The 15,440-nt window shown below is 73.0% G+C and carries 16 protein-coding genes; 10 read left to right on the top strand and 6 right to left on the bottom strand.

The features are described 5' to 3' along the window. The first annotated feature begins 1 nt into the window (after nt 1). The 6 genes from ACF08N_RS26240 (at nt 2) to ACF08N_RS26215 (ending at nt 7,799) form a co-directional block, all read left to right on the top strand. On the top strand, nt 2-1,237 hold the full coding sequence (locus ACF08N_RS26240; protein WP_392327126.1) for an MFS transporter: 1,236 nt from the start codon (nt 2-4) through the stop codon (nt 1,235-1,237). Between the two features lie 685 nt (nt 1,238-1,922). Continuing rightward, nucleotides 1,923-2,654: a hypothetical protein gene (locus ACF08N_RS26235; RefSeq protein ID WP_392327125.1), complete on the top strand. Its 732-nt coding sequence runs from the start codon at nt 1,923-1,925 to the stop codon at nt 2,652-2,654. Between the two features lie 64 nt (nt 2,655-2,718). Then, entirely contained in the window at nt 2,719-3,432 is a 714-nt protein-coding gene (locus ACF08N_RS26230; RefSeq protein WP_392327167.1) for a class F sortase, read from the top strand. Nucleotides 3,433-3,615: 183 nt separating this feature from the next. Next, nucleotides 3,616-5,010, top strand: a complete 1,395-nt coding sequence (locus tag ACF08N_RS26225) for an aldehyde dehydrogenase family protein (RefSeq protein WP_392327124.1) — start codon at nt 3,616-3,618, stop codon at nt 5,008-5,010. Between the two features lie 16 nt (nt 5,011-5,026). Next, on the top strand, nt 5,027-6,106 hold the full coding sequence (locus tag ACF08N_RS26220; protein WP_392327123.1) for a zinc-binding dehydrogenase: 1,080 nt from the start codon (nt 5,027-5,029) through the stop codon (nt 6,104-6,106). Nucleotides 6,107-6,431: 325 nt separating this feature from the next. Continuing rightward, complete coding sequence (locus ACF08N_RS26215; RefSeq protein WP_392327122.1) at nt 6,432-7,799, top strand: MFS transporter; 1,368 nt, start codon at nt 6,432-6,434, stop codon at nt 7,797-7,799. Here the strand turns inward: ACF08N_RS26215 and ACF08N_RS26210 are convergent. The 3 genes from ACF08N_RS26210 to ACF08N_RS26200 are packed head-to-tail and all read right to left on the bottom strand — an operon-like array spanning nt 7,720 to nt 10,111. After that, nucleotides 7,720-8,709 (bottom strand): DMT family transporter, encoded by a 990-nt coding sequence (locus tag ACF08N_RS26210; protein WP_392327121.1) that lies wholly within the window; start codon nt 8,707-8,709, stop codon nt 7,720-7,722. The genes ACF08N_RS26215 and ACF08N_RS26210 overlap by 80 nt on opposite strands. A 32-nt stretch (nt 8,710-8,741) precedes the next feature. After that, nucleotides 8,742-9,440 (bottom strand): ArsR/SmtB family transcription factor, encoded by a 699-nt coding sequence (locus ACF08N_RS26205; protein WP_392327120.1) that lies wholly within the window; start codon nt 9,438-9,440, stop codon nt 8,742-8,744. Beyond that, nucleotides 9,437-10,111, bottom strand: coding sequence for a TetR/AcrR family transcriptional regulator (locus tag ACF08N_RS26200; protein WP_392327119.1), 675 nt, complete (start codon nt 10,109-10,111; stop codon nt 9,437-9,439). Before ACF08N_RS26200 ends, ACF08N_RS26205 begins: the two co-directional genes overlap by 4 nt. Nucleotides 10,112-10,175: 64 nt before the next feature. Here ACF08N_RS26200 and ACF08N_RS26195 point away from each other — a divergent pair, with 64 nt between their 5' ends. The 3 genes from ACF08N_RS26195 (at nt 10,176) to ACF08N_RS26185 (ending at nt 12,378) form a co-directional block, all read left to right on the top strand. Further along, on the top strand, nt 10,176-11,327 hold the full coding sequence (locus tag ACF08N_RS26195; RefSeq protein WP_392327118.1) for an acyl-CoA dehydrogenase family protein: 1,152 nt from the start codon (nt 10,176-10,178) through the stop codon (nt 11,325-11,327). An 82-nt stretch (nt 11,328-11,409) separates the two neighbouring features. After that, on the top strand, nt 11,410-11,697 hold the full coding sequence (locus ACF08N_RS26190) for a YiaA/YiaB family inner membrane protein (RefSeq protein WP_392327117.1): 288 nt from the start codon (nt 11,410-11,412) through the stop codon (nt 11,695-11,697). A gap of 54 nt (nt 11,698-11,751) precedes the next feature. After that, a complete protein-coding gene (locus ACF08N_RS26185; protein ID WP_392327116.1) occupies nt 11,752-12,378 on the top strand; it encodes a TetR/AcrR family transcriptional regulator in 627 nt (208 codons plus the stop codon). Here the strand turns inward: ACF08N_RS26185 and ACF08N_RS26180 are convergent. Beyond that, nucleotides 12,366-12,827 carry a MaoC family dehydratase gene (locus tag ACF08N_RS26180; RefSeq protein ID WP_392327115.1) on the bottom strand — a complete coding sequence of 154 codons (462 nt, stop codon included), beginning with the start codon at nt 12,825-12,827 and terminating at the stop codon, nt 12,366-12,368. The genes ACF08N_RS26185 and ACF08N_RS26180 overlap by 13 nt on opposite strands. A 102-nt stretch (nt 12,828-12,929) precedes the next feature. Between ACF08N_RS26180 and soxR the strand changes: the two genes are divergently transcribed. Beyond that, nucleotides 12,930-13,409: a redox-sensitive transcriptional activator SoxR gene (gene soxR, locus ACF08N_RS26175; protein ID WP_392327114.1), complete on the top strand. Its 480-nt coding sequence runs from the start codon at nt 12,930-12,932 to the stop codon at nt 13,407-13,409. A gap of 144 nt (nt 13,410-13,553) precedes the next feature. On the opposite strand, the gene ACF08N_RS26170 is transcribed toward soxR, so the two are convergent. Both ACF08N_RS26170 and ACF08N_RS26165 read right to left on the bottom strand, forming a co-directional pair. Continuing rightward, entirely contained in the window at nt 13,554-14,627 is a 1,074-nt protein-coding gene (locus ACF08N_RS26170; RefSeq protein WP_392327113.1) for an RNA ligase (ATP), read from the bottom strand. A 160-nt stretch (nt 14,628-14,787) separates the two neighbouring features. After that, nucleotides 14,788-15,399, bottom strand: a complete 612-nt coding sequence (locus ACF08N_RS26165) for a hypothetical protein (protein WP_392327112.1) — start codon at nt 15,397-15,399, stop codon at nt 14,788-14,790. Nucleotides 15,400-15,440: the final 41 nt, after the last annotated feature.

The following is a 15,440-nucleotide window of genomic DNA, read 5'->3' as shown; positions in this document are numbered from 1 at the left end:
CGTGACGGAATCCCGGAGCTGGCTGCTGCGCCTCGTCATCGCGTTCTCCTTCGCCCAGGGCGCGGTGTCGATGGCGCGGCCCGCGGTCTCCTACCGCGCCCTGTCCCTGGGCGCGGACGAGCGCGCCATCGGCGTCATCGCCGGTGTGTACGCGCTGCTGCCCCTGTTCGCCGCCGTACCGCTGGGGCGCAGGACGGACCACGGGCGGTGCGCACCCCTGCTGCCCGTCGGCGTCGTTCTCATCTCCGGCGGATGCGCCCTCAGCGGTACGGCGGACTCCCTCACGGCGATGGCCGCATGGAGCGGCGTGATGGGGCTCGGCCACCTCTGCTTCGTCATCGGCGCACAGTCGATCGTCGCCCGGCAGTCCGCGCCGGCCGAACAGGACCGCAACTTCGGCCACTTCACGATCGGCGCGTCGCTGGGCCAGCTCGTCGGACCGGTCGCCGCGGGTGCCGTGATCGGCGCGGACCTGGCCCGTACGAGCGGCTACGCGCTGCTGGCCGCGGCGGCCGTGGCCGCCGCGTCCCTCACCTCGTTGTGGCGCATCGAGCACCGCGCGCCGCGCCCGGCACGCGCGTCGGAGCGCACGACGGTGCCGGTACGGAGCATCCTGCGCACCCGCGGCGTACCCGCCGGGATCTTCATCAGCCTCGCGGTGCTCTCCGCGACCGACATCCTCACCGCGTACCTGCCCGTGATCGGCGAACACCGGGGCATCGCGCCCGCCGTCGTCGGTGTGCTGCTCAGCCTGCGGGCCGCGGCCACCATCGCCTGCCGGCTGGTGATGAGCCCGATGATCCGGCTCATGGGCCGTACCGCCCTGCTCACCACGACCTGCCTCCTCGGCGGGCTGCTGTGCGGCGCCATCGCGCTGCCCGTTCCGCTGTGGGCGCTCGCCTCGATGCTGGTCCTGCTGGGCTTCTGCCTCGGCGTCGGGCAGCCGCTGTCGATGACGACGGTGGTGCAGGCGGCGCCGGCGGAGGCGCGGTCGACCGCGCTCGCCCTGCGCCTGACCGGCAACCGCCTCGGCCAGGTGGCCGCGCCGGCGGGCGCGGGCCTGGTCGCGGGGCTCGCGGGCGCCGCGACGCCGTTCGTCCTGACCGGGGCGCTACTGGTCCTGTCCTCCGCGGCGGCGATCCGCCGCCCCCACCCGTCCCCGCCCCAGCCCCCTGCGCGCTCGCCCCGCCGGACCCCGGACCGGGCCCCGGCCGAGGGCGGCGACCGGGGCGCGTAGCGGCCGGCCGACGGTGCCGCCCCGGCCTCTCCGCACGGGCAGGGCCGGGGTACGGCACCGCTCGTAGGGACGGCGGTGTCGTCCGGCGTCGGAAACCGGCGTGGTGCGGCCGACCTTGGGGCGCGCTCGGGCGTCTGGGCCGGGGTGCAGCGAGAGGGCAGGCAGCAGCGCGGTGCTCAGCGCAGCCATGGCAGTCAGCGGCCATACGCTTCTCGGGCTGCGGTCTCGCCGCGACCTTCTGACGGCCGCGCCGATCCGGGGCGGGGCGTTTCATGACGGGATCGGTGTCAATTGCGTCTCCTGAACGGGCCCGTATCCAGGCACCCAAGAACCTGACGGCCGGAGCCGCCGGGCGGCGCCCGGCTGATCGTGATCCAGCCGTCAGTCAGATCGTCCGGTCAGCCACGTGGTGCCGCACCGGGGGCTGCTCCGCACGGACCAAGCGCCGGCGTTGGGGGCGTGTCGCGGTGGAGCACACGCTGCCCGTTGCAGGCGCACGCGGTGGGCCTCCGGCGAGGGTGCGGGCGGGCCTCGGTACACGGTCGGCATACACCCCGTGTCCGCCAGACAGGGCATATCTGACGCTTGCTCAGCGATTCGACGCTATGCGCGGCCCCTTTTGTGACATTTAGTCAGGCGATCGCGTGATCAGTATGACAATCGCATCGGCTTGAAGGAGCCTCGCATGACCTCGACCGCAACGTTCCGCTCCCTCCGCGTCCGTCCAGCCGCCGCCGCCCTCGCGGCGCTCGCCGTCGCCGGTGTGTCCCTGGCGGGTGCACCGGCGGCCGTCGCCGCTCCCGGTGACAGCGGAGACCTGAAGATCCACCGGGCAGGGGTCCCGCACTGGGACACCCGGGACGACCTCAAGGTCTGCAAGTTCAGCCTCTCCGCCTTCAACTTCGAGACGGTGCCGCTGCTCACGTGGAACATCGCTGCCCAGCCGCCCAACCCCGCCGGGCCGACCCTCTCCGGCCAACTCACGCTGATCGCCGGCCGCGGCCACACGTCCGAGTACGCGCTTCCCGACGGCGAATACCTGCTCACCTGGAACTTCACGGGCGGTGTCGGCAAGCAGAAGGTCTTCAAGGTGGACTGCTCGAAGGAACGCGAAGAGCACGACTCCAAGGGCGACGACCAGGGCTACGGCGAGAAGGGCGACCAGGAGCACGGCGACAAGAGTGACGAGGAGGGTTACGCCGACAAGGAGGATCACGGCGACAAGAAGGACAGGCCGTCGGGCTACGTGCACGCCGGTGGCGGAGGCGCGTCCGGCACCGGCACCGGGGGTGGCGAGGGCGACGAGGGCGACGGCTCCTCGATCGGCACGACTCCGGTGCTGGCCGCCGGGGCCGCCGGTATCGCCGGACTGATGCTCGTCCGACGGGCCCGCCGCCGCGCCCATGGCGCAGCGTAACGCCCCCTGCCGCCGCTGCCGTCGCTACCGACGACGTGGACCGAGCCGCGCCTGCCGCCTGACCATCACGCTCACCGTGACGGTGACCCTGGTGACCGGCATCGTCCGGGGGTGTCAGTTCCTGCCCCCGGGCGAGTCGACAGTCACCATGGCGGCCGGCGCACCGGCCACGATCGATCTGCCCCCGCTGACCACGCGTACCGAGAGCCCTCCGCAGCCGACCGTGCGGCCTGCCGCACGGACACCCGAGACGCCGAAGCCGGCGCAGGCGGTGTCGAAGGACGGCAAGGCGCGCGGGGTCTCGCCCGCGTCCCTGCCGCCTTCGGCCGCCGTACGGCTGGCGATTCCCAGCCTCACCGTCGAGTCGCCCGTCATGGGGCTCGGTCTCGACAAGCACGGACGGCTGGCCGTCCCGCCGGTGGACAACCCGAAGCTGGTCGGCTGGTACAGCGACGGCCCCGCGCCGGGCGAGAAGGGCACGGCGGTGGCCGTCGGACACCGGGACACCAGGACGGGGCCCGCCGTCTTCGTCAATCTGAACGCACTGCGTCCCGGCGACAAGGTCAACGTCGTACGGAAGGACCGCCGGACCGCGGTGTTCACCGTGGACAAGGTGCGTACCTACAAGAAGGAAGCCTTCCCGGACGCCGAGGTGTACGGCGAGACCGGCCGCCCGGAACTGCGGCTGCTGACCTGTGGAGGGAGCTTCGACCACAAGAAGGGCTACTCCGCGAACGTGGTCGTCTTCGCCCATCTCACGGACATCCGGAAGGTGTGACCGCCGCGGGGACCGGCAGACGGCCGGCCCCGCGTCCGGCGCGTCCCCGTTCGTCGCGGTCATGACGCTCGGCCCCGATCTCCTCGACACCCCCACCGGCTACGGTGCCGGAAGGGCCCTGGCGCGCAAAAACTAACAGCGCTAGTTTAGGCCGGGACCCGACCGCGAGCCTGGAGGAGAGCGATGAAGGCCCACGACGGCATGTACATAGGCGGCCAGTGGCGGCCCGCCGCCACGACCGACACCATCGCGGTGGTGAACCCCGCGGACGAGCAGGTCATCGCCCATGTGCCGGCCGGCACCGCCGAGGACGTCGACGCCGCCGTACGGGCGGCCCGCGCCGCGTTCCCCGCCTGGGCGGCCACTCCGCCCGCCGAGCGCGCCGCCCGGCTCACGGCCCTGCGCGACGAGCTGGCACGCCGCCAGGACCTGATCGCCGAGACCGTCACCGCCGAACTCGGCGCCCCGCCCGCTCTCGCGCGGGCCGTGCACACCGGCATGCCGCTGCTGGTCGCCGGCTCGTACGCCGAACTCGCCGCCGACTACGCCTTCGAGGAGAGCATCGGCAACTCCACCGTCCTCATGGAGCCCGTCGGCGTCGTCGCCGCGATCACGCCCTGGAACTATCCGCTGCACCAGGTCGTCGCCAAGGTCGCCCCCGCGCTCGCCGCCGGGTGCACCGTCGTCCTCAAGCCCGCCGAGGACACCCCGCTGACCGCACAGCTCTTCGCCGAGGCCGTCCACGACGCGGGCGTGCCCGCCGGTGTGTTCAACCTGGTCACCGGATTGGGACCGGTCGCGGGCCAGGCGCTCGCCGCCCACGAGGACGTCGACCTCGTGTCCTTCACCGGCTCCACCGCCGTGGGCAAGCGGATCGGCGCGACCGCCGGCGCCGCGATCAAGCGCGTCGCCCTGGAGCTCGGCGGCAAGTCCGCCAACGTCGTCCTGCCCGGCGCCGACCTGGCGAAGGCCGTGAACGTCGGCATCGCCAACGTGATGTCCAACTCCGGCCAGACATGCAGCGCATGGACCCGGATGCTCGTCCACAAGGACCACTACGACGAGGCCGTCGCGCTGGCCGTCGCCGCGGTCGCCAAGTACGTGCCCGGCGACCGGGTCGGTCCGCTCGTCAACGCCGAGCAGCGGCGGCGGGTCCGCGGCTACATCGAGAAGGGCATCGCCGAGGGCGCCCGCCTCGTCGCCGGCGGCCCCGACGCGCCCCTGGAGACCGGCTACTACGTCAGCCCCACCGTCTTCGCCGACGTGACGCCCGGCATGACCATCGCCCAGGAGGAGATCTTCGGCCCGGTCGTCTGCCTGATGAAGTACGAGGACGAGGACGACGCGCTCGCCCTCGCCAACGGCACCGTCTACGGTCTGGCCGGCGCCGTCTGGGCGGGGGACGAGGCCCAGGCGGTCGCCTTCGCCCGCCGCATGGACACCGGGCAGGTCGACATCAACGGCGGCCGGTTCAACCCGCTGGCCCCGTTCGGCGGTTACAAGCAGTCGGGCGTCGGCCGCGAGCTCGGTCCGCACGGCCTCGCCGAGTACCTCCAGACCAAGTCCCTCCAGTTCTGAGCCGGGAGACACCATCGTGGTCCGCGCCGCAGTCCTGCCCGCCGTCGGCTCTCCCCTGGAGGTCGCCGAGATCTCGCTGCCCGAGCCCGGCCCCGGCCAGGTCCGGGTCCGCCTCGCCGCCGCCGGGGTGTGCCACTCCGACCTGTCCCTGTCCAACGGCACCATGCGCGTGCCGGTCCCGGCCGTCCTCGGCCACGAGGGCGCCGGCACCGTCGTCTCCGTCGCCGAGGACGTCACCCACATCGCCCCCGGCGACGGCGTCGTCCTCAACTGGGCGCCGTCCTGCGGGAGCTGTCACGCCTGCGCGATCGGGGAGGTCTGGCTCTGCGCCGACGCCCTGACCGGCGCGGGGCGTGTCCACGCCGTCACCTCGGACGGCACCGCACTGCATCCCGGGCTGAACGTGGCCGCGTTCGCCGAGGAGACCGTCGTCCCCGCGAACTGCGTGCTCCCCGCGCCCGACGGCGTGTCCCTGACCGACGCGGCACTCCTCGGATGCGCGGTGCTCACCGGGTACGGGGCGGTCCACCACTCCGCCCGCGTACGCGAGGGCGAATCCGTCGTCGTCTACGGCGTCGGCGGCGTCGGCCTCGCCACGCTCCAGTCCGCCCGGATCGCGGGCGCGGGCACGATCGTCGCGGTCGACGTCTCCCCCGAGAAGGAGGAACTGGCCCGCCGGGCCGGCGCCACCGAGTACGTCGTCGCGTCCGACACCACGGCGAAGGAGGTCCGTCGGCTGACCGGCGGGCGGGGCGCGGACGTCGCGATCGAGTGCGTCGGCCGTGCGGCCACCATCCGGGCCGCCTGGGACTCGACCCGCCGCGGCGGGCGCACCACGGTCGTCGGCATCGGCGGCAAGGACCAGCAGGTCACGTTCAACGCCCTGGAGATCTTCCACTGGGGCCGCACGCTGTCGGGCTGCGTCTACGGCAACTCCGACCCGGAGCGGGACCTGCCGGTCCTCGCGGACCGCATCCGCGACGGCGGGCTCGACCTGGAGGCGCTGGTGACGGACCGCATCGGCCTGGAGGACATCCCGTCGGCGTTCGCCGCGATGCGCGAGGGCCGGGGCGGGCGGGCGCTGGTGGTGTTCTGACCTTCCCCCTCCCCGCCATTTCGCGGAGCGAAATCCAGCCCGTCCGGCAGTTGAGGACACCGCGCGAAGCGCGGTACGGGGCCCGGGGACGGAGCCCCCGGTTCGGGATGGGGGTCCCTCCCACGGCCGCTGGGTCGTAGGGGGAGGGCGGAGTGGGAGCAGCCGCCCGGAGGGCCACCGCGCCCCCGGGCGCTTCGCGCTGCCCGCTCCCGCCTCGCACCGCCCCCACCCACGGGAAATCCACGTCTGCGCAACCCGTTGACTCCATACCCACCGGTCGGTACGTTCCCCGCACTCCTCGTCCCCGCACCCATGGAGTGCACACATGGACACCGCACCCCCGTCCCCCTCCGGCCCCGTCACCCCCGGCTCCTCCCCGAACCGCCGGCGCGTCGCCACCGCCGCGGCGCTCGCCTCCGCCGTCGAGTGGTACGACTACTTCGTCTTCGGCATCGCCGCCGCCCTCGTACTCGGCGACCTGTACTTCCCCGCGGGCAGCTCCTCCGCCGGCGTCCTCGCCGCCTTCGCCACCTTCGCGGTGGGCTTCCTCGCGCGCCCCGTCGGCGGCATCATCGCCGGGCAGCTCGGCGACAAGCACGGCCGCAAGCCCATGCTGGTCCTCGCGCTGACCCTGATGGGCGTCGCCACGGCGGGAATCGGGCTGCTCCCCACGTACGAGACCATCGGCATCGCCGCCCCCGTCGTCCTGGTGCTGCTCCGCGTCGTCCAGGGCATCGCCGTCGGCGCGCAGTGGGGCGGCGCCATGCTGATGGCGACCGAGTACGCCCCCGAGGGCAAGCGCGGTCTGTACGGCAGTCTCGTCCAGCTCGGCGTGCCCATCGGCGTCGTCACCGCCAACACCGTGTTCCTCGTGGCCGGTTCGCTCACCAGTGAGTCCGCGTTCGCCTCCTGGGGCTGGCGCGTCCCGTTCTTCGTCGGCTTCCTCGTCCTCGGCCTCGCCTGGTACATCCACACCCGGGTCGAGGAGACGCCCGAGTTCCGCGAGGCCGAACGGGCCCTCGCCGCACAGGAGAAGACCGAACGGCGCTCGCCGCTGCGCACCATCCTGCGCAGCCACCTCGGCACCGTCTTCCTGGCCGGCGGCTCCTTCGCCGTCAACACCGCGACGTTCTACATCATCATCACCGGCGTGCTCGACTACGCGACCCGCGAGCTCGAGATGAAGCGCAGCGCGGTGCTCGCCGTCTCCCTGTGCGTCAGCCTCACCCAGCTCGTGCTGATACCCGCGGCGGCGTCGCTGTCCGACCGCATCGGACGGCTGCGCATCTACGCGGCCGGCGCGGTGGGCCTGCTGCTGTGGGCGGTGCCGATGTTCCTGCTCATCGACACGGCCTCGCTGCTGTGGCTCGGCGTCGGCACGTTCGTCACGAGCTGCTTCCTCAGCATCATGTACGGGCCCCAGGCCGCCCTGTTCGCCGAGCTGTTCACCGCCGAGATGCGCTACACCGGTGCCTCGCTCGGCTACCAGATCGCCGCGGTGTTCGGCGGCGGCCTGGCGCCGTTCATGATGGTGCTGCTGCTGGAGGCCACCGGCACGTCGATGGCCGTCTCGGCCTACATCATCGGTCTCGCCGTGATCGCCCTGATCTCGATCAGGATTCTCGCCTCCCGGGCCGCAACGGCGGCTGGCCCTCCGTCGCCGGAGGTGAAGCAGCCGGCTGCTGCGGAGTGACAGGGGCCCCGGTCCCGGCCGCGGACCCCTTCCGCGGCCGGGACCGCGACACCGCCACCCCCGCCAGGCACAGCGCACCGCCCGCCAGCGTCAGCAGCGCCGGCACCTCGTCCAGCGCCAGCCAGGACATCAGCACCACAAGGGCCGGGACGGCGTACGTGGTCGCGCCCATGCGGCCGGCCGTCGTACGGGCCAGGGCGTACGCCCACGTCGTGAACGCCAGCGCCGTCGGGAACACGCCCAGGTACACCATGTTCAGCGTCGCCGGGACCGGGGCCCGCGACGCCTCCGACACCAGCTGCCCCGCGAACGGCAGGCACGCCACCGCACCCACCAGGCAGCCGAACGTCGTCACCTGCAACGCGCTCGCGTGCGCGAGCGCCGGTTTCTGCGCCACCACCCCGCCGGCGTACCCCACCGCGGCCAGCAGACACAACAGCACGCCCAGGGTGGACGATCCGCCCTCGCCCGACATCGACAGCCCGACGACGACCGCGCCCGCGAACGAGACCGCCATGCCTGCCACCAGCCGCGGCGGCAGGCCCTCGCCGAGCAGGCGCGCCCCGAGCAGCGCGATGAGAATCGGACCGATGTTCACCACCATCGCGGCCGTGCCCGCGTCGACCTGCTGCTCGCCCCAGTTCAGCACCACCATGTAGACGCCGAACCAGAGCAGTCCGGACACCGCGATGCCGGGCCAGGCGGCCCGTGGCGGCAGCCCCTCGCGGCGGACCAGCAGGACGCAGCCCAGCGCGAGGGCCCCGGCCAGCAGCCGGCCGAGGGCGAGGGCGCCGGGGGAGTACGCCTCGCCGGCGCTGCGGATGGACACGAAGGCGGAGGCCCACAGCACGACAGTCACGGCGGCGGCGGTCAGGGCGGGCCACTGGGCAGGGCGGGCGGGGTTCGTCATGGGCCGACCGTACGGCCCGGACCCTTCGGCGCTCACCGCAATATCCCGGGCTCGATGCCGAGCAGGGCGTGCAGCGCCCGTTCCCCGGCGTCCGTGACCTTCACGGCCCGCTCCGAGCCGATGCGTACACACCACCCCGCCTCCAGGGCGTGCGAGCACAGCCGTGCCCCGGCGACGCCCGCGAGATGCGGCCGGCGTTCGGTCCAGTCGAGGCAGCCGCGCACGAGCGGCCGGCGGCCCCTGGCCGCGAGATCGATGCCGAGGTCGTCGAACCACCGCGCGCCCCGCTCGGTGAGCGCGAACCCGGTGTCCTGGCCGAGCAGTCCCCGCGTGGTCATCGCCTGCGTGATCGTGATGCCGAGCCTCCCGGCGAGGTGGTCGTAGCAGGTGCGGCCGCGCGCCATGGCGGCGGCGACGGTCGACTCGCGCAGGGTGCGCGGGGCGGGGGCGGCGCCGGGCGCCGCGTACGCGGCGAGCTCCTCGACGAGATGCGCCACACGGTCGTCGGCGAGCCGTACGTACCGGTGCCTGCCCTGCCGCTCCTGTGCCAGCACCCCGCCCGCGACCAGCTTGCCCAGGTGCTCGCTGGCGGTCGACGCCGCCACCCCCGCATGGCGCGCGAGCTCCCCGGCCGTCCACGCACGCCCGTCGAGCAGGGCGAGCGCGAAACAGGCGCGGGTCTCGTCGGCGAGCAGTGCGGCGAAGGCGGCGAGGTCCCGGGAGGAGGTCATGCCTCCAGGATGCGGCCGTCACCGTTCGGCGGAGGCCGAAGTGTCTCGTACTGGATCGTGAGGCCGTCGAGCAGCGCCCGCAGCCCCGTCTCGAACGCCCCCTCGTCGACCTTCTCCTGGCGGTCGGCCAGCAGGTGGGCCTGGCCCAGGTGCGGGTAGTCGGCCGGGTCGTACGCCGTCGCGTCGTCGACGAAGCCGCGGGCGAAGGAGCCCAGCGCCGAGCCGGTGATGAAGTAGCGCATCAGGGCGCCGATGTGGGTGGCCTGGGCCGGGGGCCAGCCCGCGCGGACCATCGCGCCGAAGACCGCGTCGGCCACCTTCAGGCCCGCCGGGCGGCGGCCGGGGCCGTGGGCCAGCACGGGCACGGTGTTGGGGTGGGCGGTCAGCGCGGCCCGGTAGGAGACCGCGTAGTCGTGCAGGGCGGTGCGCCAGTCGCGGGGGTCGTCCTCGCGGAACATCGACAGGTCGACCTGGGCGCTGACCGCGTCGGCGACGGCGTCGAGGATCTCGTCCTTGTTGCGGAAGTGGTTGTAGAGCGACGGGCCGCTGACGCCGAGTTCGGCGGCGAGGCGCCGGGTGGAGACCGCGTCGAGTCCCTCGGCGTCCACGAGCGCGCTCGCCGTCTCGACGATGCGTTCTCTGCTGAGGAGGGGCTTGCGCGGTCGGGCCATGCGGCACATAGTAGGGCCTGCCGAAAAGAAACTAGCAGTGATAGTTAAAGTGGGGTGGCCGCACATGAACCTGGAGCTCGACGAGGACCGGACGGCCGTACGGCAGCTCGCCAGGGACTTCGTCGCCCGCGAGATCACCCCGCACGTCGTCGCCTGGGACCGGGCCGAGAGCGTCGACCGGGGCATCGTGAAGAAGCTCGGCGCGCTCGGCTTCCTCGGGCTCACGATCGACGAGGAGTACGGCGGCTCCGGCGGCGACCACCTCGCGTACTGCCTGGTCACCGAGGAACTGGGCCGTGGTGACTCCTCGGTGCGCGGCATCGTCTCGGTCTCGCTCGGACTGGTCGCCAAGTCCGTCGCCGCCTACGGCACCGAGGAGCAGAAGCGCCGGTGGCTGCCCGGTCTGACCTCGGGCGAGGCCGTCGGCTGCTTCGGTCTCACCGAGCCCGGCACCGGCTCCGACGCCGGGAGCCTGACCACCAGGGCCGTACGCGACGGCGGCGACTACGTGATCAACGGCGCCAAGATGTTCATCACCAACGGCACCTGGGCCGACGTGGTGCTGCTCTTCGCCCGCACCGGCGACGCCCCCGGCCACCGGGGCGTGTCCGCCTTCCTGGTCCCCACGGACACGCCCGGACTGACCCGCCGCACGATCCACGGAAAGCTCGGGCTGCGCGGCCAGGCCACCGCCGAGCTGGCCCTCGAGGACGTGCGGGTGCCGGCCGACGCCCTGCTCGGGCGCGAGGGCAAGGGCTTCTCCCTCGCCATGTCCGCGCTCGCCAAGGGCCGGATGTCGGTCGCCGCGGGCTGCGTCGGCATCGCGCAGGCCGCGCTGGACGCGGCAGTCGGGTACGCGGGCGAGCGCGAGCAGTTCGGCAAGCCCATCGCCCGTCACCAGCTGGTCCAGGAGCTGATCAGCGACATCGCCGTCGACGTGGACGCCGCCCGGCTGCTGACCTGGCGGGTCGCCGGTCTCGTCGACCGCGGCGAGGACTTCGCCACCGCCGCGTCCAAGGCCAAGCTCTTCGCCTCCGAGGCCGCCGTGCGGGCCGCCAGCAACGCTCTCCAGGTCTTCGGCGGATACGGCTACATCGACGAGTATCCGGTCGGGAAGCTGCTGCGGGACGCCCGGGTGATGACCCTCTACGAGGGCACCAGCCAGATCCAGAAGCTGATCATCGGCCGCGCGCTCACCGGGGTCTCCGCGTTCTGAGCCGGGCCGCGGAGGGTGGTGAGTACGCAAGCTGAGTACGAGCGCCCATGCGGCCGGGTCGCGCGGGCGCGACGCTGTGCCCATGAGTGAGACACCGGTCAAGCAGCAGAACACCGCGGCGTACTACGGCCAGGCCGTCGCCTCCTTCGCCGTCGCGCTCGGAGCGGTCGCCGTCGGTATCGTCAATCTGGAGGCGGACGCCTGGGTGCGCGCCTTCCTCGGCGTCGCCGTCCTGTACCTGACCACCTCCGCATTCACGCTCGCCAAGGTGGTCAGGGACCGGCAGGAGGCCGGGCAGATCGTCAGCCGGGTCGACCAGGCCAGGCTGGAGAAGCTGCTCGCCGAGCACGACCCGTTCCAGAAGCTCTAAGCGCCCGCTCACCGTCACGGTATGGTGTTCGCCTGACCAGGGAAGGGGCGAGCGATGAGTGCGGCGGACCAGACGGCCGACGAGGAGAAGCCGTGGGACGAGGTCACCCCGGAGGCGGCCCGGAAGTTGCTGGTCGCCGCGGTCGAGGCGTTCGCGGAGCGCGGCTACCACGCGACCACGACGCGTGACATCGCGGGCCGCGCCGGCATGAGCCCGGCCGCCCTCTACATCCACTACAAGACCAAGGAAGAGCTGCTCCACCGGATCAGCCGGATCGGCCACGACAAGGCCCTGGAGATCCTCTCGGCGGCGTACGCGGGCGAGGGCACGCCCTCCGAGCGCCTCGCCGACGCCGTACGGTCCTTCGTCCGCTGGCACGCCGGCCGGCACACCACGGCGCGGGTCGTGCAGTACGAGCTGGACGCGCTCGGCGACGCCCATCGCGCGGAGATCATCGAACTGCGCCGCGAGACCGACGCGGTGGTGCGCCGCCTCCTCGAAGAGGGCGTGGCTGCGGGCGAGTTCGACGTGCCGGACGTGCCCGGTACCGCCGTCGCCGTACTGTCGCTCTGCATCGACGTGGCCCGCTGGTTCAACACCCAGGGGCGGCGGACGCCGGACGAGGTCGGCGTGTTCTACGCAGACCTCGTCCTGCGCATGGTGGGCGCTCAGAAGAAGTAGCGTGACACGGACTCCGCCACGCACACCGGCTTGTCGCCGCCCTCGCGCTCGATCGTGACGAGGGCGGTCACCTGCACGCCGCCGCCCGCGTCCTCGACGTTCTGCAGCACGGCCGTGGCGCGCAGGCGCGAGCCGACCGGGACGGGGGCGGGGAAGCGCACCTTGTTGGTGCCGTAGTTGATGCCCATCTTCATGCCCTCGACCCGCAGCACCTGCGGCACCAGGGCCGGCAGCAGCGACAGCGTCAGATAGCCGTGGGCGATCGTCGTGCCGAAGGGGCCGTTCGCCGCGCGCTCGGCGTCGACGTGAATCCACTGGTGGTCGCCGGTGGCGTCGGCGAAGAGGTCGATCCGCTTCTGGTCGATCTCCAGCCAGTCGCTGTGTCCGAGCTGCTCGCCGACCCCGGCGCGCAGCTCCTCGGGGGAGGTGAAGATCCTCGGCTCTGCCATGTCCCTGCCTCTCACGTCCGTCGAACGCCCATGTCTAAGCGCTTGCTCAGCATGGTGGGGGAGTGGCGGGCTTGTCAACGGACGGCCATTAGGCTTCGAGGGGTGCCACAGATTCCCGAGAAGATCCACGAGCTCACGGTCGGCCAGCTCTCCGCGCGCAGCGGCGCGGCCGTGTCCGCCCTGCACTTCTACGAGTCCAAGGGCCTCATCACCAGCCGCCGCACCGCGGGCAACCAGCGCCGCTACAGCAGGGACGCGCTGCGCCGCGTCGCCTTCGTGCGGGCGGCGCAGCGGGTGGGCATCCCGCTCGCCACGATCCGCGACGCGCTCGCCGAACTGCCCGAGGAGCGCACGCCGGACCGAGAGGACTGGGCCCGCCTGTCGGCGGCGTGGCGCAGTGAACTCGACGAGAGAATCAGCCAGTTGGGCCGCCTCAGGGACCACCTGACCGACTGCATCGGCTGCGGCTGCCTCTCGTTGGAGACCTGCGTGCTCTCGAACCCGGACGACGTCTTCGGCGACCGCCTGACAGGCTCCCGCCTCCTCCCGGAACGCCGCCGCCCGAAGCCCCACGGCACCTGAAGCGACCGCCAGCCCGCGGGGGCGCCCGGCTGGGCGCGTCCGCCTGGCGGCGGCCGGGGCTGACCGCCCCAGCCGAACGGCGCGCGGGCCCGTGCCCGTTGCCCTCGGCGGCGGGCTGTACCCGGGCGGGACCGGGGCGGCCTGTTACTCGAACTCCGTGCCGCCCTTGCGGGTCAAGTACGCCGGGCTCACCGCCTTGGCGATCGCGCGGCCGGCGGTCACCGGGCTGTAGCGTTCCGTCGCCGGGCGGACCACCACGCCCTCGCGCAGGTGGAGTCGGCGGCCGGAGACCGTCTCGTGGCCCGTCGCCAGACGCAGTACCTCGTCCGGGTCGTACGGGCCCTCGTACAGGCAGGGCACCAGCGGCAGTTCACCCGCCAGCAGCGCCGCCGCGTCCAGCCAGCGGACCTGGCCGTCGATCTCCGCCGACACGTCGAACACGGCGTAGCCGAGGTCGTCCTCCGCGCGGGCGTTCGCCCCGTACGCCAGGTCCTGCACCCCCGCCCCGTACACCTCGCCGAAGACGCCGACCCGGCTCGCGCCCAGCTTCTCCGCCAGCCGCGCCGCGGCCGACGGGACGTCGTGGGCCAGGACGGCCCGCCAGTACAGGTTCCTCTCGTCCCGCTTGATGGCGAGCCCCTTCGCGCCGAAGCCCTTGGACGAGACCTGCACCCGGCCGCCGTCCGCCGCGGTGTACGTCAGCAGGCAGGCGGAGCCGTGCAGCTTCTCGGTCAGGACGACCGGCTCGCCGGGCTCGAAGATGCCGGGGTAGCGCTGCAGGTTCTCGATGTCCACCCACGGCAGCAGATCCGGTGCCGCCTCCACGTCGCCGTTCATCCGGGGCGGGATCGGCGGCGCCCACTTGGTGATCCCGAGCCGCTCCGCGAAGTCCGTGCCGGCCGCGGCCGCCTGGGCCAGGTCGAGGTCCGCGAGCGCGCGCGGCCGGCACACGATGCCCTGCGACAGCTCGCCGCGCAGCCGGACCGCCTTGACCCGGTTGGCCTCGCCGCCCGCGAGCCGTCCGGTCAGACCGAGTTCGTCGATCAGTCCGGCCGGGAGCACCGCCTGCTCGGGGATGTAGACCGCGGCGTCACCCGTGCGGTAGGCGCCCTTGGCGACGACGGCGCGGTACAGGCCCACCTGGGCCAGTTCCAGTGCGTCGGCGTTCGGGTGCTCGTGCACGGTCAGAACTTCGGCGGTGACGCGCAGCGTCGACATCGGGGCTCCTCGGTCGTGGTTCTCGACGCCCCACTCTCGGCCCGGAAATCCCGCTGGGCCAGGGGATTTCGCCTCTGGTAGCGTCGCGACCTTCGAGCGCAGAGCCCCTCGCCGTGTTCGCGACGAGGGTCCCGGGCCCCCGACCCGGGACCCGTGTCCCTCACGCGACCGAGGCGAGCTCCCGGCACCCCGCGCGCTTCGCCGCGGCCACCGCCTCCGGCGTCAGGACGGGCTGCGGCACCACGATCCCGCAGCCGGTGCAGACCGGGCCGAACCACGGCTCGTGCTCCAGGTCCTGGCGCCACACGATGTGCGTTCCCCTGCACACCGGGCAGGCCGCCCCGGGCTCCGTCTCCAGCGCGCCGATCAGCCTGCGCAGCACCTCGTCCAGCGGCTCCGACGGATGCGTCCGGGGGCTGTCGCAGCGCGCGACCCCGTTCCCGCCCCACGTCCTGCGGTGCCAGTCGTCGATGTGACCGGGCCGCCGCAGCCCCTCGTGCTTCTCCCGTTTGCGGCGGTCCGCGAAGTTCTCCTCGTAGGCGAGCCACACCGCCCGCGCCTGCTCCAACTCCTCGAGCGCGGCCACCAGCCGCGCCGGATCAGGGGCCCTGTCCTCGGGTTCGATGCTGTGCCTCGCGCACAGATGATCCCAGGTGGCCCGGTGCCCATAAGGGGCGAACCTCTCCAGGCACTTGCGCAGTGAGTAGCGCCGCAGCGCCAGGTCACACCGCACGTCACGCACCTGTCTCGCAAGACTCCGGAAACCGGCCATCGCGTCGACACCTCCGTCGCTGGTACATCGGCGTTGAAGAA

It is taken from the genome of Streptomyces sp. NPDC015127 (assembly GCF_043080095.1).
Taxonomy (GTDB): Bacteria; Actinomycetota; Actinomycetes; order Streptomycetales; family Streptomycetaceae; genus Streptomyces.
This window is presented reverse-complemented; position numbering and strand designations above follow the sequence as displayed.